Origin of the sequence: Pedobacter borealis DSM 19626, from assembly GCF_000708285.2 — a bacterium.
Lineage (GTDB): Bacteria > Bacteroidota > Bacteroidia > Sphingobacteriales > Sphingobacteriaceae > Pedobacter > Pedobacter borealis.
This window is the reverse complement of sequence record NZ_JAUG01000078.1, coordinates 19,860-41,697: the sequence shown is the minus strand read 5'-3', so window position 1 is coordinate 41,697 and position 21,838 is coordinate 19,860. Positions and strand designations below refer to the sequence as shown.

General features: G+C 38.0%; 35 protein-coding genes. 4 read left to right on the top strand and 31 right to left on the bottom strand.

Going from position 1 to position 21,838, the window contains the following annotated elements; translation table 11 throughout:
* Window positions 1–6: 6 nt before the first annotated feature.
* The 26 genes from rplO to AW17_RS17810 all read right to left on the bottom strand — a co-directional run bounded on the left by rplO (window position 7) and on the right by AW17_RS17810 (window position 14,083).
* Complete coding sequence (gene rplO, locus AW17_RS17930; protein ID WP_025145210.1) at window positions 7–453, bottom strand: 50S ribosomal protein L15; 447 nt, start codon at window positions 451–453, stop codon at window positions 7–9.
* 104 nt (window positions 454–557) lie between these two features.
* A complete protein-coding gene (gene rpmD, locus AW17_RS17925) occupies window positions 558–737 on the bottom strand; it encodes a 50S ribosomal protein L30 (RefSeq protein ID WP_010599892.1) in 180 nt (59 codons plus the stop codon).
* Window positions 738–741: 4 nt separating this feature from the next.
* Window positions 742–1,260, bottom strand: coding sequence for a 30S ribosomal protein S5 (gene rpsE, locus AW17_RS17920; protein WP_010599893.1), 519 nt, complete (start codon window positions 1,258–1,260; stop codon window positions 742–744).
* A gap of 17 nt (window positions 1,261–1,277) precedes the next feature.
* Window positions 1,278–1,631, bottom strand: a complete 354-nt coding sequence (gene rplR, locus AW17_RS17915; RefSeq protein WP_029278655.1) for a 50S ribosomal protein L18 — start codon at window positions 1,629–1,631, stop codon at window positions 1,278–1,280.
* Window positions 1,632–1,636: 5 nt separating this feature from the next.
* Entirely contained in the window at window positions 1,637–2,194 is a 558-nt protein-coding gene (rplF, locus tag AW17_RS17910; protein ID WP_029278654.1) for a 50S ribosomal protein L6, read from the bottom strand.
* Between the two features lie 18 nt (window positions 2,195–2,212).
* The gene (gene rpsH / locus AW17_RS17905; RefSeq protein ID WP_010599896.1) at window positions 2,213–2,611 is read right to left on the bottom strand and encodes a 30S ribosomal protein S8; all 399 of its coding nucleotides are present in this window, start codon (window positions 2,609–2,611) and stop codon (window positions 2,213–2,215) included.
* 156 nt (window positions 2,612–2,767) lie between these two features.
* Entirely contained in the window at window positions 2,768–3,037 is a 270-nt protein-coding gene (gene rpsN, locus AW17_RS17900) for a 30S ribosomal protein S14 (protein ID WP_025145214.1), read from the bottom strand.
* Window positions 3,037–3,603 (bottom strand): 50S ribosomal protein L5, encoded by a 567-nt coding sequence (rplE, locus tag AW17_RS17895; RefSeq protein WP_086547740.1) that lies wholly within the window; start codon window positions 3,601–3,603, stop codon window positions 3,037–3,039. Before rplE ends, rpsN begins: the two co-directional genes overlap by 1 nt.
* Window positions 3,600–3,941 carry a 50S ribosomal protein L24 gene (rplX, locus tag AW17_RS17890; RefSeq protein WP_029278653.1) on the bottom strand — a complete coding sequence of 114 codons (342 nt, stop codon included), beginning with the start codon at window positions 3,939–3,941 and terminating at the stop codon, window positions 3,600–3,602. The genes rplE and rplX overlap by 4 nt, the downstream gene beginning before the upstream one ends.
* A gap of 1 nt (window position 3,942) precedes the next feature.
* Window positions 3,943–4,311, bottom strand: coding sequence for a 50S ribosomal protein L14 (rplN, locus tag AW17_RS17885; RefSeq protein ID WP_010599900.1), 369 nt, complete (start codon window positions 4,309–4,311; stop codon window positions 3,943–3,945).
* 1 nt (window position 4,312) lies between these two features.
* The gene (gene rpsQ / locus AW17_RS17880) at window positions 4,313–4,567 is read right to left on the bottom strand and encodes a 30S ribosomal protein S17 (protein ID WP_010599901.1); all 255 of its coding nucleotides are present in this window, start codon (window positions 4,565–4,567) and stop codon (window positions 4,313–4,315) included.
* Window positions 4,568–4,580: 13 nt separating this feature from the next.
* The gene (gene rpmC / locus AW17_RS17875) at window positions 4,581–4,793 is read right to left on the bottom strand and encodes a 50S ribosomal protein L29 (protein ID WP_029278652.1); all 213 of its coding nucleotides are present in this window, start codon (window positions 4,791–4,793) and stop codon (window positions 4,581–4,583) included.
* Between the two features lie 73 nt (window positions 4,794–4,866).
* A complete protein-coding gene (gene rplP / locus AW17_RS17870) occupies window positions 4,867–5,289 on the bottom strand; it encodes a 50S ribosomal protein L16 (RefSeq protein WP_010599903.1) in 423 nt (140 codons plus the stop codon).
* A 40-nt stretch (window positions 5,290–5,329) separates the two neighbouring features.
* On the bottom strand, window positions 5,330–6,175 hold the full coding sequence (gene rpsC / locus AW17_RS17865) for a 30S ribosomal protein S3 (protein WP_029278651.1): 846 nt from the start codon (window positions 6,173–6,175) through the stop codon (window positions 5,330–5,332).
* A 9-nt stretch (window positions 6,176–6,184) separates the two neighbouring features.
* Entirely contained in the window at window positions 6,185–6,547 is a 363-nt protein-coding gene (rplV, locus tag AW17_RS17860; RefSeq protein ID WP_029278650.1) for a 50S ribosomal protein L22, read from the bottom strand.
* A gap of 7 nt (window positions 6,548–6,554) precedes the next feature.
* Window positions 6,555–6,821 (bottom strand): 30S ribosomal protein S19, encoded by a 267-nt coding sequence (gene rpsS / locus AW17_RS17855; RefSeq protein ID WP_010599906.1) that lies wholly within the window; start codon window positions 6,819–6,821, stop codon window positions 6,555–6,557.
* Window positions 6,821–7,645: a 50S ribosomal protein L2 gene (gene rplB, locus AW17_RS17850; protein ID WP_029278649.1), complete on the bottom strand. Its 825-nt coding sequence runs from the start codon at window positions 7,643–7,645 to the stop codon at window positions 6,821–6,823. Before rplB ends, rpsS begins: the two co-directional genes overlap by 1 nt.
* 20 nt (window positions 7,646–7,665) lie before the next feature.
* The gene (gene rplW, locus AW17_RS17845) at window positions 7,666–7,956 is read right to left on the bottom strand and encodes a 50S ribosomal protein L23 (RefSeq protein ID WP_029278648.1); all 291 of its coding nucleotides are present in this window, start codon (window positions 7,954–7,956) and stop codon (window positions 7,666–7,668) included.
* A 1-nt stretch (window position 7,957) separates the two neighbouring features.
* Entirely contained in the window at window positions 7,958–8,587 is a 630-nt protein-coding gene (rplD, locus tag AW17_RS17840) for a 50S ribosomal protein L4 (protein ID WP_029278647.1), read from the bottom strand.
* Between the two features lie 4 nt (window positions 8,588–8,591).
* A complete protein-coding gene (rplC, locus tag AW17_RS17835; RefSeq protein WP_029278646.1) occupies window positions 8,592–9,209 on the bottom strand; it encodes a 50S ribosomal protein L3 in 618 nt (205 codons plus the stop codon).
* 284 nt (window positions 9,210–9,493) lie between these two features.
* On the bottom strand, window positions 9,494–10,753 hold the full coding sequence (locus tag AW17_RS17830; RefSeq protein WP_029278645.1) for a tetratricopeptide repeat protein: 1,260 nt from the start codon (window positions 10,751–10,753) through the stop codon (window positions 9,494–9,496).
* Between the two features lie 78 nt (window positions 10,754–10,831).
* Entirely contained in the window at window positions 10,832–11,227 is a 396-nt protein-coding gene (locus AW17_RS17825) for a DUF1634 domain-containing protein (protein WP_029278644.1), read from the bottom strand.
* On the bottom strand, window positions 11,227–12,060 hold the full coding sequence (locus tag AW17_RS17820; RefSeq protein ID WP_029278643.1) for a sulfite exporter TauE/SafE family protein: 834 nt from the start codon (window positions 12,058–12,060) through the stop codon (window positions 11,227–11,229). The genes AW17_RS17825 and AW17_RS17820 overlap by 1 nt, the downstream gene beginning before the upstream one ends.
* Before the next feature lie 162 nt (window positions 12,061–12,222).
* Window positions 12,223–12,456 carry a hypothetical protein gene (locus AW17_RS17815; RefSeq protein WP_157280352.1) on the bottom strand — a complete coding sequence of 78 codons (234 nt, stop codon included), beginning with the start codon at window positions 12,454–12,456 and terminating at the stop codon, window positions 12,223–12,225.
* Window positions 12,457–12,460: 4 nt separating this feature from the next.
* On the bottom strand, window positions 12,461–12,817 hold the full coding sequence (locus AW17_RS24270) for a hypothetical protein (RefSeq protein ID WP_157280351.1): 357 nt from the start codon (window positions 12,815–12,817) through the stop codon (window positions 12,461–12,463).
* 9 nt (window positions 12,818–12,826) lie between these two features.
* Window positions 12,827–14,083, bottom strand: a complete 1,257-nt coding sequence (locus AW17_RS17810) for a prephenate dehydrogenase (protein ID WP_029278641.1) — start codon at window positions 14,081–14,083, stop codon at window positions 12,827–12,829.
* 171 nt (window positions 14,084–14,254) lie between these two features.
* Here AW17_RS17810 and AW17_RS17805 point away from each other — a divergent pair, with 171 nt between their 5' ends.
* Window positions 14,255–14,866 (top strand): hypothetical protein, encoded by a 612-nt coding sequence (locus AW17_RS17805; protein ID WP_029278640.1) that lies wholly within the window; start codon window positions 14,255–14,257, stop codon window positions 14,864–14,866.
* Between the two features lie 376 nt (window positions 14,867–15,242).
* Here the strand turns inward: AW17_RS17805 and AW17_RS17800 are convergent, their stop codons facing one another.
* Entirely contained in the window at window positions 15,243–16,586 is a 1,344-nt protein-coding gene (locus tag AW17_RS17800) for a deoxyguanosinetriphosphate triphosphohydrolase (protein ID WP_029278639.1), read from the bottom strand.
* Window positions 16,587–16,723: 137 nt separating this feature from the next.
* Here AW17_RS17800 and AW17_RS17795 point away from each other — a divergent pair, with 137 nt between their 5' ends.
* The 3 genes from AW17_RS17795 to AW17_RS17785 all read left to right on the top strand — a co-directional run bounded on the left by AW17_RS17795 (window position 16,724) and on the right by AW17_RS17785 (window position 18,175).
* Window positions 16,724–17,371 (top strand): hypothetical protein, encoded by a 648-nt coding sequence (locus AW17_RS17795; RefSeq protein WP_029278638.1) that lies wholly within the window; start codon window positions 16,724–16,726, stop codon window positions 17,369–17,371.
* A 236-nt stretch (window positions 17,372–17,607) separates the two neighbouring features.
* Window positions 17,608–17,970: a hypothetical protein gene (locus tag AW17_RS17790; protein WP_029278637.1), complete on the top strand. Its 363-nt coding sequence runs from the start codon at window positions 17,608–17,610 to the stop codon at window positions 17,968–17,970.
* Between the two features lie 10 nt (window positions 17,971–17,980).
* Window positions 17,981–18,175 (top strand): hypothetical protein, encoded by a 195-nt coding sequence (locus AW17_RS17785; RefSeq protein WP_029278636.1) that lies wholly within the window; start codon window positions 17,981–17,983, stop codon window positions 18,173–18,175.
* 274 nt (window positions 18,176–18,449) lie between these two features.
* On the opposite strand, the gene AW17_RS17780 is transcribed toward AW17_RS17785, so the two are convergent.
* The 4 genes from AW17_RS17780 to fusA form a co-directional block, all read right to left on the bottom strand.
* The gene (locus AW17_RS17780; protein ID WP_157280350.1) at window positions 18,450–18,725 is read right to left on the bottom strand and encodes a hypothetical protein; all 276 of its coding nucleotides are present in this window, start codon (window positions 18,723–18,725) and stop codon (window positions 18,450–18,452) included.
* A 124-nt stretch (window positions 18,726–18,849) separates the two neighbouring features.
* Window positions 18,850–19,095 carry a hypothetical protein gene (locus AW17_RS17775; RefSeq protein ID WP_157280349.1) on the bottom strand — a complete coding sequence of 82 codons (246 nt, stop codon included), beginning with the start codon at window positions 19,093–19,095 and terminating at the stop codon, window positions 18,850–18,852.
* 99 nt (window positions 19,096–19,194) lie between these two features.
* On the bottom strand, window positions 19,195–19,500 hold the full coding sequence (gene rpsJ, locus AW17_RS17770; RefSeq protein ID WP_008244591.1) for a 30S ribosomal protein S10: 306 nt from the start codon (window positions 19,498–19,500) through the stop codon (window positions 19,195–19,197).
* A gap of 136 nt (window positions 19,501–19,636) precedes the next feature.
* Window positions 19,637–21,751 carry an elongation factor G gene (fusA, locus tag AW17_RS17765; RefSeq protein WP_029278633.1) on the bottom strand — a complete coding sequence of 705 codons (2,115 nt, stop codon included), beginning with the start codon at window positions 21,749–21,751 and terminating at the stop codon, window positions 19,637–19,639.
* Window positions 21,752–21,838 lie beyond the last annotated feature (87 nt).

Below are 21,838 nucleotides of genomic sequence, written 5' to 3'. Positions count from 1 at the left end.
TAATAATTACAATTTTACAATAGAACCACCTGCAGCTTCAATAGCTTTTTGTGCGGTTGCAGAGAACGCATGTGCTGTAATTTCTAGCTTTGCTTTAACTTCACCACGACCTAAAATTTTAACCAAGTCGTTTTTAGAAGCTAAACCATGTGCTTGTAAAGCAGCGAAATCGATAGTTGTTAAGCTGTGTTTTTCAGCTAAAGCTTGTAAAACATCTAAGTTTACACCAACATATTCTGTACGGTTGATTGGTTTGAAACCAACTTTAGGCACACGACGTTGTAAAGGCATTTGACCACCTTCGAAACCGATTTTGGTTTTGTGACCTGAACGAGAACCCGCACCTTTGTGACCACGAGTTGAAGTACCGCCACGACCAGAACCTGTACCACGACCAATTCTTTTGCTGTTTTTTGTAGAACCTACTGCAGGTTTTAAATTACTTAAATTCATTTTTTTGAATTTGTGTTGCCCTTCGCTTTCACTAAACAGGTACAACGATTAAACATATATAAAGGTAGTACCGGCTTTTACCCATACTACCTTTAAAACTTTTACTAGATTGCTTCGATTGCTACCAAATGGTTCACTTTGCGAACCATACCGATAATTTGTGGAGTAGCTTCAACCTCAACACTTTGGTTCATTTTAGATAAACCCAAAGCCTGAACGGTTCTTTTTTGGCGCTCGCTTCTGTCGATAACGCTTTTTACTTGTGTTATTTTGATCTTAGCCATGATATTATCCGTTAAATACTTTGTTTAAATCTATACCACGAGTTTGAGCTACTGTATAAGCATCACGCATTTTAGTTAATGCATCAACAGTTGCTTTTACCACGTTGTGTGGGTTAGATGATCCTTTAGATTTTGCCAATACGTTATGCACGCCAGCACTCTCTAATACAGCACGCATCGCACCACCAGCAATTACTCCGGTACCTACTGCAGCTGGTTTGATTAAAACAAAACCACCTGAGAATTTACCGATTTGCTCGTGAGGAACAGTACCGTTTAAAATTGGAACTTTTACCAAGTTCTTTTTAGCATCATCCACACCTTTAGCGATTGCTTCAGTTACCTCTTTCGCTTTACCTAAACCGAAACCAACAACACCGTTTTCATCACCTACAACAACAATTGCTGAGAAGCTGAAAGTACGGCCACCTTTGGTTACTTTGGCAACGCGTTGTATACTAACCAAACGATCCTTTAATTCGATATCGGTGGTTTTTACTCTTTTTATATTAATAGTTGACATCTTACTTTTTCTTCAGATTAAAATACTAAACCAGCTTCGCGGGCACCCTCTGCCAACGATTTTACACGACCGTGGTATAAATAGCCATTTCTATCGAAAACAACTTCTTTAACACCTGCAGCGATTGCTTTTTCGGCAACTAATTTGCCTACCGCAACCGACTGATCGCTTTTGTTTCCAGTACCAGTAAAATCTTTCGATAATGATGATGCTGATGCTATTGTTTTACCGGTTACATCGTTAATTACCTGCGCATAAATCCCTTTATTGCTTCTATATACAGATAACCTTGGACGTTCTTCCGAACCGGTAAGTCTTTTTCTGATCCCTTTTTTAATACGATCTCTTCTTGATAATTTTTTACCTGCCATGATTACTATTTTTTAGATGCTGATTTACCTGCTTTTCTTCTTAACACTTCACCTACAAACTTGATACCTTTACCTTTATATGGCTCTGGTGCACGTAACGAACGGATTTTCGCTGCTACCTGACCGATCAATTGTTTGTCAATACTTTCTAAAATGATTTTAGGCGTTTGACCTTTTTCTGAAGATGTAGTTACTTTAATCTCTTCTGGTAACTGAAATACATAATGGTGAGAATAACCTAAAACTAGATCTAGTGTATTACCTTGGTTTGTAGCACGGTAACCAACACCTACTAATTCTTGAGTTAATTTATAACCTTCTGTAACACCAACAACCATGTTGTTAAGCAATGAGCGATATAAACCGTGTAATGCTTTGTGTTTCTTTTGTTCTGAAGGACGTTGAACTGTTAAAATTCCGTCTTCCTGACTTACAGTGATATCTGTATCAACTGCTTGAGTTAATTCACCTTTAGGACCTTTTACAGTTACTACGTTATCTTTTGATACGGTAATTGTAACACCTGCAGGGATTGTAATTGGGGCTTTTCCTATTCTTGACATTGTGCTGTTCTCCTAATATTAATAAACGTGACACAATACCTCACCACCAATGTTTAATTTGGCTGCTTCTTTATCGGTCATTACACCTTTAGAAGTAGATAAGATTGCGATACCTAAACCGTTTAATACTCTTGGCATATTTTCAACACCAGCATAGTTTCTCAAACCTGGTTTACTTACTCGCACTAATGTACGAATAGCAGGAACTTTAGTAATTGGATTGTATTTCAAAGCAATTTTAATGGTGCCTTGAACTGTAGTATCTTCAAACTTGTAGTTCGCGATGTAACCTTTGTCAAAAAGAACTTTAGTAATTTCTTTTTTAAGGTTTGATGCAGGAATTTCTACAACACGGTGGTTGGCCTTAATGGCATTCCTTACTCTTGTTAAATAATCTGCTATTGGATCTGTATTCATTTTTTATTGTTTTTGATAGTGGTTTCCTTCTGCTACCCAGCTGTGGGACCTGCTACCGGTTAAAATTCTTTTTTTTAGTATATAGACATAAGTATCAAGTATCAAAAAACCAATCTGGTCTTGATACTTGATACTAAATACTTTATACTAGTTGCATTACCAAGATGCTTTTTTAACACCTGGTATTTTACCGTCTAGTGCCATCTGGCGGAACGTTACCCTTGAAATACCAAAGGTACGCATATATCCGCGAGGGCGACCAGTTAATTTACAACGGTTGTGTAAACGTACCGGAGATGAGTTTTTAGGTAATTTATCTAAACCCTCGAAATCTCCTGCAGCTTTTAATACTGCACGTTTTTCAGCGTATCTAGCTACCAATTTTTGGCGCTTAACTTCGCGTGCTTTTACACCTTCTTTTGCCATTATTCTGCTGTTTTTTGATTTTTAAATGGTAATCCGAATTGTTTCAATAACTCAAGCGCTTCAACGTCAGATTTTGCCGAAGTTACGAAAGTTATATCCATACCTAAAATTTTATTGATTTTATCGATATTAATCTCAGGGAAGATGATTTGCTCAGTAACACCTAATGTATAGTTACCTTTTCCATCAAATCCTTTATCATTAATACCTTTGAAATCGCGGATACGAGGCAAAGCTACAGAGATCAAACGATCTAAGAACTCGTACATGTTGTTATCGCGTAGCGTAACACGCACACCTACTGGCATACCTTTACGTAATTTAAAGTTAGAGATATCTTTCTTTGAATTTGCCGGAACCGCTTGCTGACCAGTAATGGTAGTCAACTCAACGATAGTGGTATCCATAATTTTCTTATCAGTAACAGAAAAACGACCAACACCCTGATTGATACAGATTTTTTCCAATTTAGGAACCTGCATTACAGTTTTGTACTGAAATTTTTCTTTTAGTGCATTTACAACTTCTTCTTTGTATTTGCTTTTTAATCTAGGTGTAGCCATTATTTAATCTCCTCTCCTGAAATTTTAGCAACTCTAACTAATTTACCATCTGCGTTAAGTTTACGACCTACGCGGGTAGCTTTACCAGATTTTGGATCAACCAACATCAAGTTAGAAATGTGAAGAGCAGCTTCTTTTTTAATAATACCACCGTTTGGATTAGCAGCATTTGGTTTAGTATGTTTAGATACTAAGTTAATGCCTTCCACAATGGCTCTGTTTTTATCTATAAGTACTGAAAGTACTTTTCCTTGTTGACCTTTTGAATCGCCAGCAATGACTTTAACTAAATCTCCTGTGCGGATTTTAAGTTTTGATGGTGTATTTACTTTGTTTCCCATTTTATAATACCTCCGGTGCTAATGATACAATTTTCATGAATTGTTTTTCACGTAGTTCTCTCGCAACCGGGCCAAAGATACGTGTACCTCTTGGCTCATCCTGTGCGTTCAATAATACAGCAGCATTATCGTCAAAACGGATATAAGAACCATCTTTACGACGGATTTCTTTTTTAGTTCTTACAACAACTGCTTTAGAAACTGTACCTTTTTTAATGTTACCTGAAGGTAACGCGCTTTTTACGGTAACAACTACTTTATCACCAATTGAAGCATAACGTTTGCCGGTTCCACCTAGCACGCGAATTACTAATACTTCTTTTGCGCCGCTGTTATCAGCAACGTTTAATCTCGATTCCTGTTGTACCATCTTATTTAGCTCTTTCTAAAATTTGTACCAATCTCCAGTTCTTGTTTTTACTCAAAGGACGAGTTTCCATAATCAATACTGTATCACCGATACCGCATTCGTTTTTCTCGTCGTGAGCCATAAATTTGGTAGTTTTCTTTACGAACTTACCATAAATCGGGTGTTTTACTTTACGTTCCACGCTCACTACAACAGATTTATCCATCTTGTTGCTTACCACTAACCCGGTTCTTGTTTTTCTTAATTGTCTTTCCATGTCGACTCTCAAATTATTTAGTTTCAGTAGCTGACTCAGTGTTTTTCACTTTAGTCAACGCAGTGTTTAAACGGGCTATGTCTTTCCTTACTTTTGCAATGCGTGAAGGATTTTCGATAGCTGAAATAGTGTGAGCGAACTTCAATTTTGATAAGTTCTCTTTTTCTTCCGCAATCTTAGCTACTAATTCTTCTTTTGAAAGCCCTGTGATTTCTGAATTTTTCATTTTTCTTTTTCTTTTACGTTGAGTGTAGCGGTTATAATAAACAAGTATTTACAACATTCACCTCAACACTTTACTATGCTTCTACGTAATCTCTACGTACTACGAATTTGGTTTGGATCGGTAATTTCTGAGCTGCTAAACGCAATGCTTCTTTAGCAACTTCTAAAGGCACACCTTCAGCTTCGAAAATTACGCGTCCTGGTCTTACAACTGCTACCCAATACTCAGGAGCACCTTTACCTTTACCCATACGTACCTCAGCAGGTTTTTTAGTTACCGGTTTGTCCGGGAAGATCCTGATCCATACTTGGCCTTCACGTTTCATGAAACGAGTTACGGCAATACGGGCAGCCTCTATCTGACGACTTGTGATCCAAGTAGCTTCTAGAGATTTGATACCGAAAGATCCGAATGCTAACTCAGCTCCACGAGAAGCTAAACCCTTCATTCTGCCTTTTTGCATCTTCCTGAACTTCGTTCTTTTTGGCTGTAACATTTTATTTTGTTCTAATCGTTAAACGATGTTAATAAATCAATTATTTACGAGGACCTCTGTTAGCGCCTGCGCCACCACCTCTGTTTGCACCACCTTGGCCTGGACCACGACCACCGCCTTGGTTTCCACCACGTCTGTCGTTACCACCGCCACGGTTATCTCTTCCACCACCACGGTTATCTCTTCCACCGAAAGCTGGTTTATCTGATGCGCCTTTTGGACCGTTGTTTGTTGCACCAATGTTTGGAGACAAATCACGTTTTCCATAAACCTCACCTTTACAGATCCAAACTTTAACACCTATTTTACCATAAGTAGTTAAGGCTTCAGCTAAAGCGTAGTCGATATCAGCACGGAATGTATGCAAAGGCACTCTTCCTTCTTTGTACTGCTCAGTACGTGCCATCTCAGCACCACCTAAACGACCAGAAGTCATGATTTTGATACCCTCAGCACCCATACGCATGGTTGATGCGATAGAAGATTTCATTGCTCTACGGAATGAGATCCTTGCTTCTAATTGTTTTGCAACACCTTCTGCAACTAATTGTGCATCAAGCTCTGGGCGTTTAATTTCGAAGATGTTAATTTGAATTTCCTTTTTAGTTAATTTCTTTAACTCTTCTTTAATTTTATCAACCTCAGCACCTGCTTTACCGATTACGATACCTGGACGAGCTGTGTGGATAGTTACCGTGATACGTTTTAACGTACGCTCGATTACTACTTTTGCAACACCGCCTTTAGCGATACGGGCAGAAAGGTATTTTCTTATTTTCTCATCTTCAACTAATTTATCGGAGTAGTTGTTGCCACCGAACCAGTTAGAATCCCATCCTTTGATGATACCTAACCTGTTACCTATTGGATTTGCTTTTTGTCCCATTTCCTAAAATTAGTTTTGAGTTGTTTCTGTACTTTTACTATCTACAATCAGCGTTACGTGGTTAGAACGTTTACGAATTCTATATCCACGGCCTTGAGGAGCTGGACGTAAGCGTTTCAACTGACGGCCACCATCAACCATAACTGTTTTTACAAAAAGTTGGTTTTCTTCAGGGCGAGCACCTTCATTTTTAGATTCCCAGTTTTTGATAGCAGATAATAATAATTTCTCAACTCTTATTGCTGCTTCTTTATTGGTAAACTTTAAAATGCTTAATGCTTTTTCTACACGTTCACCTCTGATAAGATCTACAACCAAACGCATCTTACGCGGTGAGGTTGGACAATTGTTTAATTTTGCTATTGCTTCCATTGTCTAATTATTTTTTCTTTTCAGCGTGTCCTCTGAATGTTCTGGTTGGAGCAAATTCTCCCAACTTGTGACCAACCATGTTTTCTGTTACGTACACAGGGATAAATTTATTTCCGTTGTGTACAGCAAATGTATGATTCACGAAATCTGGTGATATCATTGATCTGCGAGACCAAGTTTTGATTACAGACTTTTTGCCTGAATCATTCATAGAGTTTACTTTTTTCTCTACGTTATGGTCAATATAAGGTCCTTTTTTTATCGAACGAGCCATTATTTCTTCCTTCTCTCTATGATGTAACGATTAGAATATTTTTTAAGTTCTCTGGTTTTGAAGCCTTTAGCTAAAACACCATTTCTTGAACGTGGGTGACCACCTGATGATCTACCTTCACCACCACCCATTGGGTGATCGACAGGGTTCATCGCTACCGGTCTAGTTCTCGGACGACGGCCCAACCAACGTTTACGACCAGCTTTACCTAATACTTCGTTTGCATGATCTGAGTTAGATACAGCACCGATAGTAGCAAGACAAGTAGTCAAGATTAAACGGGTTTCGCCTGAAGGCATTTTTAAAGTAGCATATTTACCATCGCGGGCAGCTAATTGTGCGTAAGCACCTGCACTACGAGCTAATTGTGCTCCTTTTCCAGGATGGATCTCTACGTTGTGTACGATAGAACCTAATGGAATGTTCGATAATTTTAAAGTGTTACCTACTTCTGGTGTTGCTTTGTCGCCCGATAATAATACCGAACCAACTTGCAATCCTTCAGGAGCGATGATATAACGCTTCTCGCCATCTGCATAGTGTAATAATGCGATGCGGGCAGTACGGTTTGGATCGTATTCAACAGTAGCTACTGTTGCAGGAATATCGAATTTATCGCGTTTGAAGTCGATTAAACGATATGATTTTTTGTGACCACCGCCCATGTAGCGCATAGTCATTTTTCCTGTGTTGTTACGTCCACCAGACTTTTTTGATGATACAACCAATGATTTTTCGGGCTTGGTTGCTGTAATCTCCGTAAAACTAGCACCAACTCTGAAGCGGGTACCTGGAGTAACTGGTTTAAATTTTCTTAAGCCCATAGTTATAATGAATTATTAAATTAAAGGGTTGCGTAATAATCTATTGTTTCGCCGTCTTTTAACGTTACGATTGCTTTTTTGTATTTCGGGCTACGGCCAGATACAAAACCTGCTTTAGTGTAACGAGATTTAGCTTTTCCATCAACAACCATTGTGTTAACTGCAACGATGGTTACACCGTACAATTTCTCAATTGCTTGTTTAATCTGGATTTTGTTAGCCTTGTGGTTAACGCTAAATGTGAAACGGTTAGATTTCTCAGTTAAAGCTGAAGCTTTTTCGGTTAATATTGGTTTTTTTAAAATTTCCATATTATTTGGCAAACGCCTCCTCCAAAGTTTTAACAGAATCAGCAGTTAACACAAGTACACCAGCGTTTAATACATCATAAGTATTTAAATCTGCTGCCGAGATTACTTTAGTTTTCTGAATGTTTCTGCTTGATAAATAGATATTATTATTTTGCGCAGGTAAAACCAATAAAGTTTTTTGAGTACCTACGTTTAACGCAGCCAATAAACTTGTATAGTTTTTAGTTTTAGCTGTATCGAAGTTGAAATCTTCTAAAACTACCACGTTGTTGTCTTTCGCTTTATAAGCCAAAGCAGATTTACGTGCTAATGATTTTAATTTCTTGTTCAATTTAAAGCTATAATCACGTGGCTGAGGACCGAAAACACGACCACCACCGTTAAATAACGGAGATTTAATGCTACCAGCACGGGCACCACCTGTACCTTTTTGTTTGTATAGTTTACGAGTTGAACCAGCAATCTCATTACGTTGTTTAGATTTGTGAGTACCTTGACGTTGGTTAGCCAAATACTGTTTTACATCTAAATAAATCGCGTGGTCGTTAGGCTCGATACCAAATACCGATTCAGGAAGTTGCACCTTGGCACCTGTTTCTTTACCTGAAATGTTTAATACTTTAACTTCCATCTGATTACTTGTCTAAGATTACGTAAGAACCTTTAGCTCCTGGAATGGAACCACTAACTACTAATAAGTTTTGCTCAGCATAAACTTTCAAAACTTGTAAGTTCTGAACTTTTACCCTGTCTCCACCTGTTCTTCCAGCCATGCGCATTCCTTTGAATACACGTGAAGGGAATGACGATGCTCCCAATGAACCTGGGGCACGTAAACGGTTATGCTGACCGTGAGTCTGCATACCAACACCGGCAAATCCGTGGCGTTTTACAACACCTTGAAAACCTTTACCTTTTGAGGTACCTACAACATCAACAAAATCGCCTTCTGCGAAAGAATCAACCGTTACTACATCACCTAAATTAAGTGAAGTTGTAAACGAATCGAATTCTACCAGCTTGCGTTTCGGAGTTGTGTTTGCTTTCGCGAAATGGCCTTTCAATGGTTGAGTTGTGTTTTTCTCTTTTTTCTCATCGTAACCCAACTGGATTGATGAATAACCATCTACTTCTTCGGTTTTTACCTGTGTAACTACACAAGGTCCAGCCTCGATTACCGTACAAGGAATGTTTCTTCCTTCGGCATCAAAGATACTGGTCATTCCTACTTTTTTTCCAATAATTCCTGACATTTTATCTTTTCTTTTTAACACCCATCGAAGCAGTAGGGCTTCGTTCAAGGTGGTTGTACATCCCCCGAAAGGGACGGCAAAGATAGGCAAGAAATATTAATTTTCAAATAGTTAGCCAAATATTTTTTCAAATAAATTGCTGATATGATGGGATTTAACTAAAAAAGAGATGTTAATGTGCTAGAGCATTGCTTAAACCAACACTTACAAATTTGATTAAAAGTACTTTAGCTGCATTTTTACGTTCAAATAGCCCTTGATTATGCAGATTATATAGGCTATTTTTATTGACCTTTCATTTCTTCTTTAACTGCTTGCATAACACAAAATATCGCATTTTCATTACACTCGTATGCAAATATGTCATCTATTAGCCGATCACTACAGACAATTGCATTTTTAAAATCACCTTTCTCCACAAAATAGTGGCATAATGCCGAATAAAAAAACATAAATTCACCCTCAGAAAAAGCTGTTCTTTGTGGAAAGGCTTGATTAAGATAATATTGATTGTTTAATAATTTAAGTCCTCTATCTAATTCTTTATCTACCATTGCAGCATGCGCAACAAAAATTCTTAGGTATAAAAAATCAGGAAAGAGCCCCATTCCTTTTTTGGCTAGTTCATCGGCCTCGTGGTTAAGGCGTGCCAATTTATATTGTAAAAACAATTCTAAATACAGATAAGGGTTACTCGGGTTTTCGGCTAAAAGAACTTGTATGTGAGCGATACTCTCGTCTGATTTTTCTTCAAAAACAGACTCATGCAAATCAACACACTCGGTTATTTCTTCTTCAAGGTAATCATCAATACTATAAGAATTAGCTCCCACAATTTCATTTAAAATCTCGTCCAAAAGGTTTTCATCTAAATTAAATGCGCCCTTCTCACTCACCAAATTATTATATGCTCCTGTTAAAGTAAAATAGATTTGCTTAAAACTTTTTTCTGAGTTGCCATCTGATAATAATTCATCATCTTCAAACTCATTATCATCACTAGAAAATAGATAATTACCAGACCCCAAATTTTTGTCTAATGTGGCCAATATTTGATTTACTTTTGCGGGATTGTCGTTAGGTCCAACATAATAGGCCGGAACGCCACCTTCTCCGAATTCTATATCAATTAACGGAATGCTATCATCATCTTCTTCAAGAATAAATTGGGTTATTGCCCAATCTTTATGCGGCTTAAAGCCACAATCATTAGCAAAAGCTTCCGCACCATAGATGATGTTATGTAACTTATTATACTCTATTTCACCACCCTGTATGTAATCTACAAAATCTTCCAGTTCTTCTTCTGATACATTGAACTTAAAAGTAGTATCCTTAACCCCTAAACATTTCAGATCCACAAGATATATACCTAAGGTAAAATTCCCATTAGTATGTTTGCGGCTAACCAATGTGTTTGCAAGGCCTGTTTCCTCCCAATCGAAAGTGATGTAACACTTCCCAAGTTGTAATTCCCTAGCACGGGTTTTTATAAAATTTTCAGGTTTTTGAAACAATTGAACGACTTTTCCAGATTTTGCCATTAGATTTTTTTGAACACAATTTTAAGCGTTTAAAACCAAATCTTAAAAATTTTTTGATAAAATAATCTTAAAAGCAGTTTAATGCGCTAAACCGCCATTTAAACTGATGGTTATTATCGCCAAAATGATAAATCCGATCAGTACATATAGGTAATCTCGTTCGATTAAAAAGCTAAAAATGGCGAAAACAATGCGTGCTATCGGCGTAAAAATGAGCATCAGGATTCCAAACTGCACAATGGCATCGCCCTGAAAAGTAGATACCCCCTTAAATATGGCTACTATGGAAGAAAACTTGCTTAGCTCGGGTTTAAAAACTTTATAATCTATAATAGCGCCTTTGTTATGGATCAGGAAAATGGCGCCGCCTATTAACACAATACTCATCGAAATGATTACACCTGCACGCAAAAGTGTACCCAGAATTAGCTGAATATCTTTGTCGTTTATCTTTTCCTTTTCTGCAGTATTCATTATAAGCCGCTTATTCCTTTATATATCATCTGGAGTGCTAAAAAAGCAATCACTACAGCAAATACAATTTTTAGTTTCCCGGTATTCGTTTTCAACAATATTTTAGAACCAATGTTTGCGCCGGTTAAAACACCAATACAAACCGGCATGGCGATTCCAGGATCAATCTGACCACGGTGCAGATAAACCACAGCACTGGCAGCAGCAGTAACCCCCATCATAAAATTACTGGTTGTTGTTGATACCTTAAATGGCAAACGCATAATGTTATCCATCGCGATTACTTTTAATGCCCCACTCCCAATACCCAGCAAACCCGATAATGTTCCGGCAAAAAGCATCATTAAAAAACCACCCGGAACATGCTTTACCGCATATGGATGATCTACCCCTTTATCCGGATAAGATCCATTGAGTTTAAAAAAATTGGCCCATTTATCGGTATTGTCTAAAGTAGTATGATCTACCTTTTTCTTTAGCGTCATGATGGCCGAAAAAATCAGGATACAACCAAATAGAATAGCAATATAATTAGCATTGAGATAAACGGCCACAATTGCACCGCACACCGCTCCTATTGTGGTAGCGATTTCTAAAAACATCCCAATTCGGATATTGGTAATCCCTTCTTTTACATAAGCTGCTGCCGAACCCGAAGAGGTGGCAATAACAGAAACAATTGATGCACCTATAGCATAATGGATATCAACCCCTAAAGCTAAAGTGAGCAATGGAATAATAATTACTCCCCCACCCAAGCCCGTCAGCGAGCCCAATAATCCGGCTAAAAAAGCACCTAATAAAATGATAATGGTAAACAGCAATACCGACATGCGGGCAAATATAATGCACTCTTTTTGGGTAAACGAAGAATTAAGGGAATAAAATAAAGTCTATATGTTATATGGGTAAATAGAATTTTGAAGCAATGATTGAATGAGTGAATATAGCATCTGCCCATTCAATAATTCTCTCGTTCAAAATTCAACCATTAACTATGACTTGTAATGAAGCTTACTTTCCTTATTTAAATCAACAGCCCGAAAACTTTCAAGTAGTTCGAAAGCAATTTGCCGAACAGTTTCGGGTATTGGGTCGATAGTTGATTTGTTGCCTTCGGCATCTTTTACCGTCCAGCCTGAAGTATTAAGCAACAATGAACTGGAACTGGCCAACGATTTAATTATTTTAGCCCTCGTAAAAGCAATCCCGTCCGAATCAACAATCACTTTTTTATTGTTCCACCAGTTTTCTTGCGATACCCTTACTAAAACAGAACGGTCTAACCCAGCAACATACGCCCACCCCCTTTCCGGCACGATGTGCCAGTTTCAACAAGCCGATAAAATTAGTAAGGCTCTTGAAATCATAAATCTGCGAACTGCAATACATATCGAGATGACTTAATTTAAGCTGACTTACCAATGCTTTTGCTTGATCGGAGTTATGGAAAATCACGACGATTTTTTCGGCAATTGCCGGAATAACAACATCAGTTCCTTTATCGTACTCCCCACAAAGTATTTCTATCTCTATTAATTGTTGTTGCAACAACGAAACCAGCTCAGGTTTATTCAGAATGATCTTCATCCCTAATAGTTACTTGCCTAATCGCTTAATCATTTCCGCACTTAAATCTCTTCCATCATTTAAACGGTTGGCAAAGAATGATTTGGCCGCTTCGAAATGTTCTTTGTAACCTTTTAAATCGCCATAGCCAATAATCGATGCCCATTCGTGCACCGCGGTGTGGAATTCTAAATCATCACCACGGATAGATTTATCATATAAAGCAGTATTAATCGACTCCTCTAGCATTGCTTCATTTTTGAAAAGATATTCGGCAATGCCCAGCCTCAATTTAAAAGGTGGCGTTTGGCAGATCAGGTTATCGTAAGGGTTTACGCCCATTTTATACCAGGCATATACCATGCTCAGCAAACTTAAATGCGAATTTGGTTTCTGTTTATGGCTGGCATCCGATAGGCTGAATTCTTTCATGATGTTATCATCCAACAGTAAAAGCGAACGGCTTTCATGAAAAACGAAATCTCGGGCCGCATAAATCTTTTCCCTAAACTCCGCCTCATTCTCGCAGATCATCAGCTTAAACAGTTCCGATTCGGCCTGTGCATAATATTTTACCTGTTTCTGAGCATAAGGATTTAAAATGGCCAAACCAGCATAAATGTGCGATTTGTAACTAAAAATTCTCAGCGTGGTCAAAATTTTCACGTTATCGATTCCACCCGCATATGCTGGATTATCCCAGGGGAAAAAACCCGCATTTTTCCATGCTGAGCCCATGCTTTCGAACCCCATGTGTGTTACCGCCTGTGTATCGGCCACAATGCGGTCGTGCTCCCTATAATCGTCCATTTCAATAATGTTCGATTTTAAAGATTTATAAATTTCTAAAGCTTTAGCATAAACAGCATCTGTAGCACGGTGACGTACCACTACAAGTGTTTGCCCTTCCGGACTAAATGCCGGACCATGCAAAGAATGGCAGGTTACAATCTGGGTATCCTCTGGAAGGTGTTTTTCGAAAGCAGCAATTTCAGGATGTTTAACCGAGGTTTGTCCGGCAACTATGGCACCATATTTTGTTGAGCGGGCAAAAGCAGCTACCACCTCATCAATTTTTTCGGCTTCAACGCAATAGATAATAAAGTCTGATTTACGGGCAACCTCATGGCCATCGATTAAAACTTCGATTCCTTTAGGTTCCAGCTCATTTTTTAAATCTGTAAAACGTAAGGGCATATCTGCCCCACATACCTTATAACCAGCGTTTATGAACGATAGTGCATACAATTTGCCCATATCGCCCAAACCAATAATTCCTATTTGCATGAAACAAATGTAACCTATCGCAAATAAATTTATAATAAAACTTAGATAAAATTGTTATTTAGAATGTTAAACCAAAACAATTTTATCGATTTGCCAAAACCTTAAACAAAATTTATTAACCGGAAAATAGATAAAAATGTAGTTTTACATTCTAACACCTATATTTAAACTATGCAGAAAATTAAACACACCCTATTGTTTTTAGGCGCTATGCTATTTTTAAACGTTGCGTTTGGGCAAACTTTACCAGACACTACGAAAAATACCGATCCATCTCTAAATGGCCAGTATCAGTTCATGTTAAAGAAATCTAAAAGCTTCAACGGCGCAAGACTGATCAATCCATCACGGTTATCGTCCTTATGGAAAAGCGTTAGTGATACACTAAGAAAAGAACGCAAGCAGCTGCAAGAAGCCCGTCAGGAAATTAAAGCACAGGCCGATAACATTTCGAGCTTAAAAGGCGAAGTAAATGGAAAAGAAAGTTCGCTGGCTAATGCCAATGCAGCCGTTAACGAAATTAAATTTTTAGGCATATCCTTCAATAAAGGCACCTATAATACCATTGTTTGGGCTATTATCATTGTACTGGGGGTAGGTTTGGCCTTTGTAATTTTCCAATCGGATAAATTAAGGCACGAAGCGAAGTACAGAACCGAGCTTTACCAGGAAGTGGCCGATGAATTTCAGGCACACAAAGTAAAAGCAAAGGATAAAGAAATGAGACTTGCCCGTGAGCTGCAGGACGAACGTAATAAATGGGATGATGGCCGGGGAAGATAACTTAATCCTTCGACAGCTCACCATTGACAGACTTCAATAGAAAAATCGTCATCTCGACCGAAGCAACGCGGAGCGGAGAGATCTTTAAACTAAAGATTATGCAATGAATTAAAATTCAGGATGACATTTTTTTTTATTATAAGTAAAGCAGGGCTAGTAGTACTTCGGTTCCGCTAGCCCCGCCATTCGCTATAATCTTTTTGTGCCCGTCTTCCTGAGTTTATCGAAGGAGCAACAAAAAGGATTTTCGCTACTGTCGGGTTTATTCCAATTATAGCAGCACTATTTTGGTCACCTAAACCCGATCGAAGCAAAATGCCAATTCCTTCAATTGGCAGAAGTATAGTGGGAATATTTTTTACCCAAAAGCTACAGTTTAGGTTTCCGAAGGAAAAGATATTCCCTTTATATTGCGGTATAGATCAACTGCGTACAAATCGGTCATACCCGAAACGAAATCCAATACGCTCTGTATGATAGAATAAATATCAGTCAAATCGGTATGATATTGTTTGGGAATAAGTTTAACCAGTTTTTTATAATAGTGTGTATTGTTATGAATAAGTGCAGGAACAAACTCTTCTAATAAACCGGCCATAATTTTATAACCGGCAACCTCTTTCTGTATAACCGACGAGAAATTGTAGATACGCTCAACAGAAATTTTTTCTACGGCTTTCCAGGCAGAAATATAGGGCTCGGGCAATAAATCGGTTAAACTTTGGTTAAGCTCGCCTTTCAATAATTTTTCTTGTTCCCTAAAAAATATACCTGCACACTGGTTGGTTAACGTATTAATTGCTTTTGCCCTCAACAGACCGATTTTTGCATCGTCGTCTTCATAATCATTTTTCAAACGATCTTCGATGGTGGTAGAGTTGGCAAAAGGCAACAGATAATTCTTTACCTCCTCGTAGGAAAGTATCTTTAAGCGATGTGCATCTTCCAAATCGATGATGCTGTAACAGATATCATCGGCAGCCTCAACCAGATAAACCAGAGGATGGCGCTTGTAAATGAGGTATTCGCCTTCTTCTTTCTCCAAATTGAGCTCTTCTGCGATCTTTTTAAAAGTTTCTTCTTCTGATTGAAAGAAACCGTATTTCTTACGGTGCAGCACTCCCTTTTGTTTACCCGCAATTGAGGCGCAAGGGTATTTTGCAATCGAAGCCAAAGTAGAATAGGTTAACGCATAAGCATCGTTGCCTTTTCCTTTTAGCGGATGGGTAAGGATCCGGATGGCATTTGCATTACCTTCAAAATTAATTAAATCGTGCCACTGCGATTCCTTCATTTCTTTCTGATAAACTTTCCCATCGCCATCGGTAAAATATCGTGAAATAGCTGCTTCTCCCGAGTGCCCAAAGGCTGGGTTTCCCAAATCATGCGCCAGCGCAGCGGCAGCCACGATATTACCCACTTCGTTAATTAAAGGAACATCTTTAATCAGTTGCGGTTGTTGCTCTTCTACACTTTTTAAAAAAATATTAGCCATGGAGCGGGCCACACTGGCAACCTCTAAACTATGCGTTAAACGGTTATGTACAAAAACACTTCCTGGCAATGGGAAAACCTGGGTTTTGTTCTGCAACCTTCTAAAAGGAGACGAAAAAATCAACCGGTCATAATCACGCTGAAAATCAGACCGTGCCCGATCTGTGCTGGCACCATATTGTTCTTGTCCGTATCTCTTATTCGAAAGTAAATATTTCCACTCCATTTATCCCGTTGGCATTTAAAATTTGGCGCAAGTTAAACAAAAGGCGAAAATGGTTAAGCATAAAGCTTCAGGTAAAATTTATATTATATCAATTAAAAGATATTTTTAAATTGGCTACAAAATTAAACAAACAAATAATGAAAAAAATCTTATTAACGCTCGCTATCTTATGCTGCTTTACGGTCTTAACCAAAGCACAATTTGAAGGCTCGAAGCAAATTTTCGAAAGTCCGAAACTAAAGGAGACAATCAAAACACAAAAAATTGTAGCCATCTTACCTTTCGAGGTAAAAATTTCTTACCAGAAACAACCAAAAAATTTCAGCGCAGAAGGAAACAAAAGCCAGGAAGAGTCGATGGCAAGATCAATACAGGCCAGTATGTACACCTTTTTGTTAAGGAAAGCTTCTGATTATACCGTAACTTTCCAGGATGTTGACAAAACAAACATCTTATTAAAAAAAGCAGGTGTTTTAGGTAAGTTAGACGAAACAACTAAAGATGAACTAGCCAAAATACTTGGTGTTGATGCTGTTATCGGTGGGCGTTTTGAAACTGAGCAAACGAAATCTGAAGCTGGTGCAATTGCCTCTGCTGTTTTATTTGGTGGCTTTGGTGGAAAATCTGGAACAGGCACCATGTTCTTAACCATAAACAACGGAGCGGATGGAGAGTTAATGTGGCGTTTCTTTAAAACAATGGACGATTCCATTATGAGCTCTACCGATGATATGGTAGAACGGATGATGCGAAAAATATCACGGAATTTCCCATATAAAAGTTAAAACGAAGAGGCTGTATCATAAAGGCGTTTCACCTCAGATGCTGTCATGTTGAGCCTGTCGAAACACCTTAAAGCGTATTTAAACTGGTCCTTCGACAAGCTCTCCACAGGAGTCCTTTGGACAGGATGACATATATATTTATGATACGGCCTCTTTTTTGTTACTACCTATTTTTTGATTTATCCTGATTCAAACTATTTAGTCTGCGTTCTGTTTATTCATAAAGCTATAATACTATGAAAACGAACATATATAACAAGGAAGAGCATATTGAAGGTTATGTAGGATCAGGTGATGAACAATCAGAAAAATCTGATGTACAAAAAGCTTACGAAGCAGGTAACAACACCGATGTTGTAACCAGTTATGGCAAAGAACCAAGCGAACTGATTAAGGGAAATCCTTTAGCCAAAGACGGCCGGGATAATTCTGGCACGCAAGGTAAAGATTCTCTTAGTGATGACGCCTACAACAGTTCGGATAAAAATCCAACCATTGAGAGTGCTGCAAGCCATACAGGAAGTTCGTCTGATGATTTTAAAACGAATACCAGCATTAATGAGGCTGATGAAAACCATGCTTTAAATACAGGAATATAAACAGATAATTATGGGACTATTAAAATATGCCATTTTAGGTGCAGCAGCCGTATATGGTTTTAAGTATGCCACAAAAAAGCGGATAACTGACGGTAAATCGTTGATTGATGACTTTAAGGAAAAAGTTCCGGAATATGTAGATAGGATTAAGGATTATTCTGAAAAAATAAGACAGGATTATCGTCAGACAAGTGATTTATACTGACAATTAATTGAGTGTAGAAATACACATTAAATTGACATATATCAATATATTAATACCGAACATCTTGTAAATTGACAATAAGTTCTTGAAATTTGCAGCGCCGTAGGATTCACGACAAAGATTAACTAAAAAAATCAGAGACTAACGATTTAAGGGCATTTGCTTCTTGATTAACGCATTTCAGTTGTGGAATCCTAATTAATTTCCATCTACCGGAAAATGCATAAATTTTATAAAGGGATTATTCTGTATGGATAGTCTCTTTATAATTGGATTATAAATCTTTTCCCATCAAACCTTTCTCGTTATTCTTGTTTCTGTTTCCAATGTCTTCACCCTGACTTAAATTCGAATTATTTAAATTTTCATTTACGGCGTGTGTAGGATCATTTTCTGTTTTCAATAAATGTGACTCATCTGGCTGATCTTTACGCTTAAAATCGGCGCGTTTATGTCCATAAGTAGCCTCTCCATTATCCCATTCAATATCTTCCTCATTGCGGTTAATCTCCGAATTAGGGTTTATATTTTTATTTTCACTTATTTCCATAGCCATTTTTTTTTGTAGATACCTCTTATTTAAACAATTGGTACAATAAAAAAGTTTAAGCAGGCATTGCTATATAAATCGCAGCCTTTTGCTTTTTTAACCGGATCTTACCACTAATTTACGGCTACTTTACGCCTTTACTTTGATTTATCGCTGTGCTACTATCCAAATCATCTTTGGTCGATCCATTTTCATCACGATGCTTTGGCGGATTTTCCATTCTGCTTTCTTCCAGTTCAGAAAAATCACCGCCTTTTTGATTGGCCACTTCCCCATGTGAAGAGGGGTTTTCTTTCAATTTTTCTTTGGGATCCGCAAAATCCTGTCCTTCAACTGGTAATCCTTGGTGCGTTTTATCTTCCTTAGCCATATCAGTACAACCAGCTAACGTTGCTTTTGTTTTGAAATTTGAACGCATAAAAAAAGGCCTCGACTTGCATCGAGACCTTTTCTGTTCTTTTAAAATCAATTAAACTTTGATTTCAACTTCAACACCGCTAGGTAATTCAAGTTTCATTAAAGCATCAACTGTTTTAGAGTTAGAGCTATAAATATCCAATAAACGTTTGTAAGCGCATAATTGGAACTGCTCTCTAGCTTTTTTGTTTACGTGTGGAGAACGTAAAACAGTAAAGATTTTTTTTTCTGTAGGAAGTGGAATTGGTCCACTTACAACTGCACCCGTAGGCTTAACAGTTTTTACGATTTTCTCAGCAGATTTATCTACTAAGTTGTAATCGTAAGATTTTAATTTAATTCTGATTCTTTGGCTCATCTTATTTTTAATTGTGGTTTCCTGTTAGAGCTATTAACAACAGAAACCGGATTTATCTTTAACAAGGTGGAGGGTTTAGGGTGTAAGGCTTAGGGTTTAAAACCTTTTGCCTTACGCCTTTTACCTTATACCTTAATTAGTCTTCAGATTTTACTCTTCCTTTAGATTTAGCAACTACTTCATCCTGTACGTTTTTAGGCGCAGCTTCATAGTGGTCAAATTCCATTGTAGAAGTTGCACGGCCTGAAGTGATTGTACGTAACTGCGTTACATAACCAAACATTTCAGAAAGTGGCACAGTAGCTTTAATTACTTGAGATCCATTACGGGTATCCATACCTAATAATTGACCACGACGACGGTTCATATCACCGATAACATCACCCATGTTTTCTTCAGGGGTTAAGATTTCGATTTTCATGATTGGCTCCATCAAAGTAGGTTTACATTTAGGTAAAGCTTCACGATATGCCATACGGGCAGCAAGCTCGAATGATAAAGCATCTGAATCGACTGCGTGGAATGAACCATCAATCAAACGTACTTTCATATCAGGAAGCGGATAACCAGCTAATACACCATTAGCCATTGCAGCAGCAAATCCTTTTTCTACTGAAGGGATAAACTCACGTGGAATTGAACCACCTGTAATTTCGTTTACGAACTGTAAACCACCTTTTTCGAAATCAGCATCTATTGGTGAAATAATCACTTGGATATCGGCAAATTTACCACGACCACCAGATTGTTTTTTATAAGTTTCACGGTGTTGAGTAGTACCAAAAATTGCTTCTTTGTAAGCTACTTGCGGCGCACCTTGGTTAACCTCTACTTTAAATTCGCGTTTTAAACGGTCAATTAAAATATCTAAGTGTAACTCACCCATACCAGAGATAACCGTTTGGCCAGTTTCCTGATCAGTTTGAACTCTGAATGTAGGATCTTCTTCAGCTAATTTAGCTAAGCCCATACCTAATTTATCAACATCAGCTTGAGTTTTAGGCTCAATAGCTAAACCGATAACTGGCTCAGGGAAGTTCATAGACTCAAGAATGATTGGGTTTTTCTCTTCACAAAGTGTATCACCAGTTTTGATATCTTTAAATCCTACTACCGCAGCAATATCCCCAGCAGCCACATTAGGCACAGGGTTTTGCTTGTTAGCATGCATTTGGAAGATACGAGAAATACGCTCTTTACTTTCTGAACGTGTGTTATACACGTAAGAACCAGCTTCTAAGTTACCCGAATAAACACGGATAAAACATAAACGGCCTACGAATGGGTCAGTTGCAATTTTAAATGCTAAAGCTGCAAATGGCTCATTAATGCTTGGTTTTAATAAAACTTCAGCACCTGTATCTGGGTTAGTACCTGTTACACCTTCTGAATCAAGAGGTGAAGGCAATAATTCCATCACGTAATCCAACATGGTTTGAACACCTTTGTTTTTGAAAGATGAACCACAAACCATAGGAACGATTTTAGCATCTAAAACAGCTGCACGTAAAGCATCTAAAATTTCGCGCTCAGTGATTGAGTTTGGATCTTCAAAGAATTTCTCCATTAAAGACTCATCATAATCAGCAACTGATTCTAATAATTTCTCTCTCCACTCAGCAACCTCATCTAACATATCTTCTGGGATTGGCACTTCAGTAAAGGTCATACCTTTATCATGCTCATTCCAAACGATACCACGGTTGTTGATCAAATCAACCACACCTTTAAATCCGTCTTCAGCACCGATAGGTAATTGCAATGGAACTGCATTACTACCTAACATATCTTTAACTTGTTTAACAACTTTTAAGAAGTCAGCTCCAGAACGGTCCATTTTGTTAACGAAACCGATACGGGCAACATTATAGTTGTTAGCCAAACGCCAGTTGGTTTCTGATTGAGGCTCAACACCATCAACTGCAGAAAACAAGAACACTAAACCATCTAATACACGTAACGAACGGTTTACCTCTACGGTAAAATCCACGTGTCCTGGTGTATCGATAATGTTCATGTGGTAAGCCTGACCTCTGTATTTCCACTCAACCGTAGTTGCAGCAGAAGTGATCGTGATACCACGCTCTTGCTCTTGTGCCATCCAGTCCATTGTTGCAGCACCTTCGTGCACTTCACCAATTTTATGACTTACACCAGCATAATAAAGAATACGCTCTGTTGTTGTAGTTTTACCTGCATCAATGTGAGCCGCGATTCCAATATTTCTTGTAAATTTTAAATCTCTTGCCATGTTATGTTTTTGATTTATCTGATTTTAAATGATTACACCGATTATGTTAAAACAAATCGGTGTAATTTATCTAATCAGTATAATCTT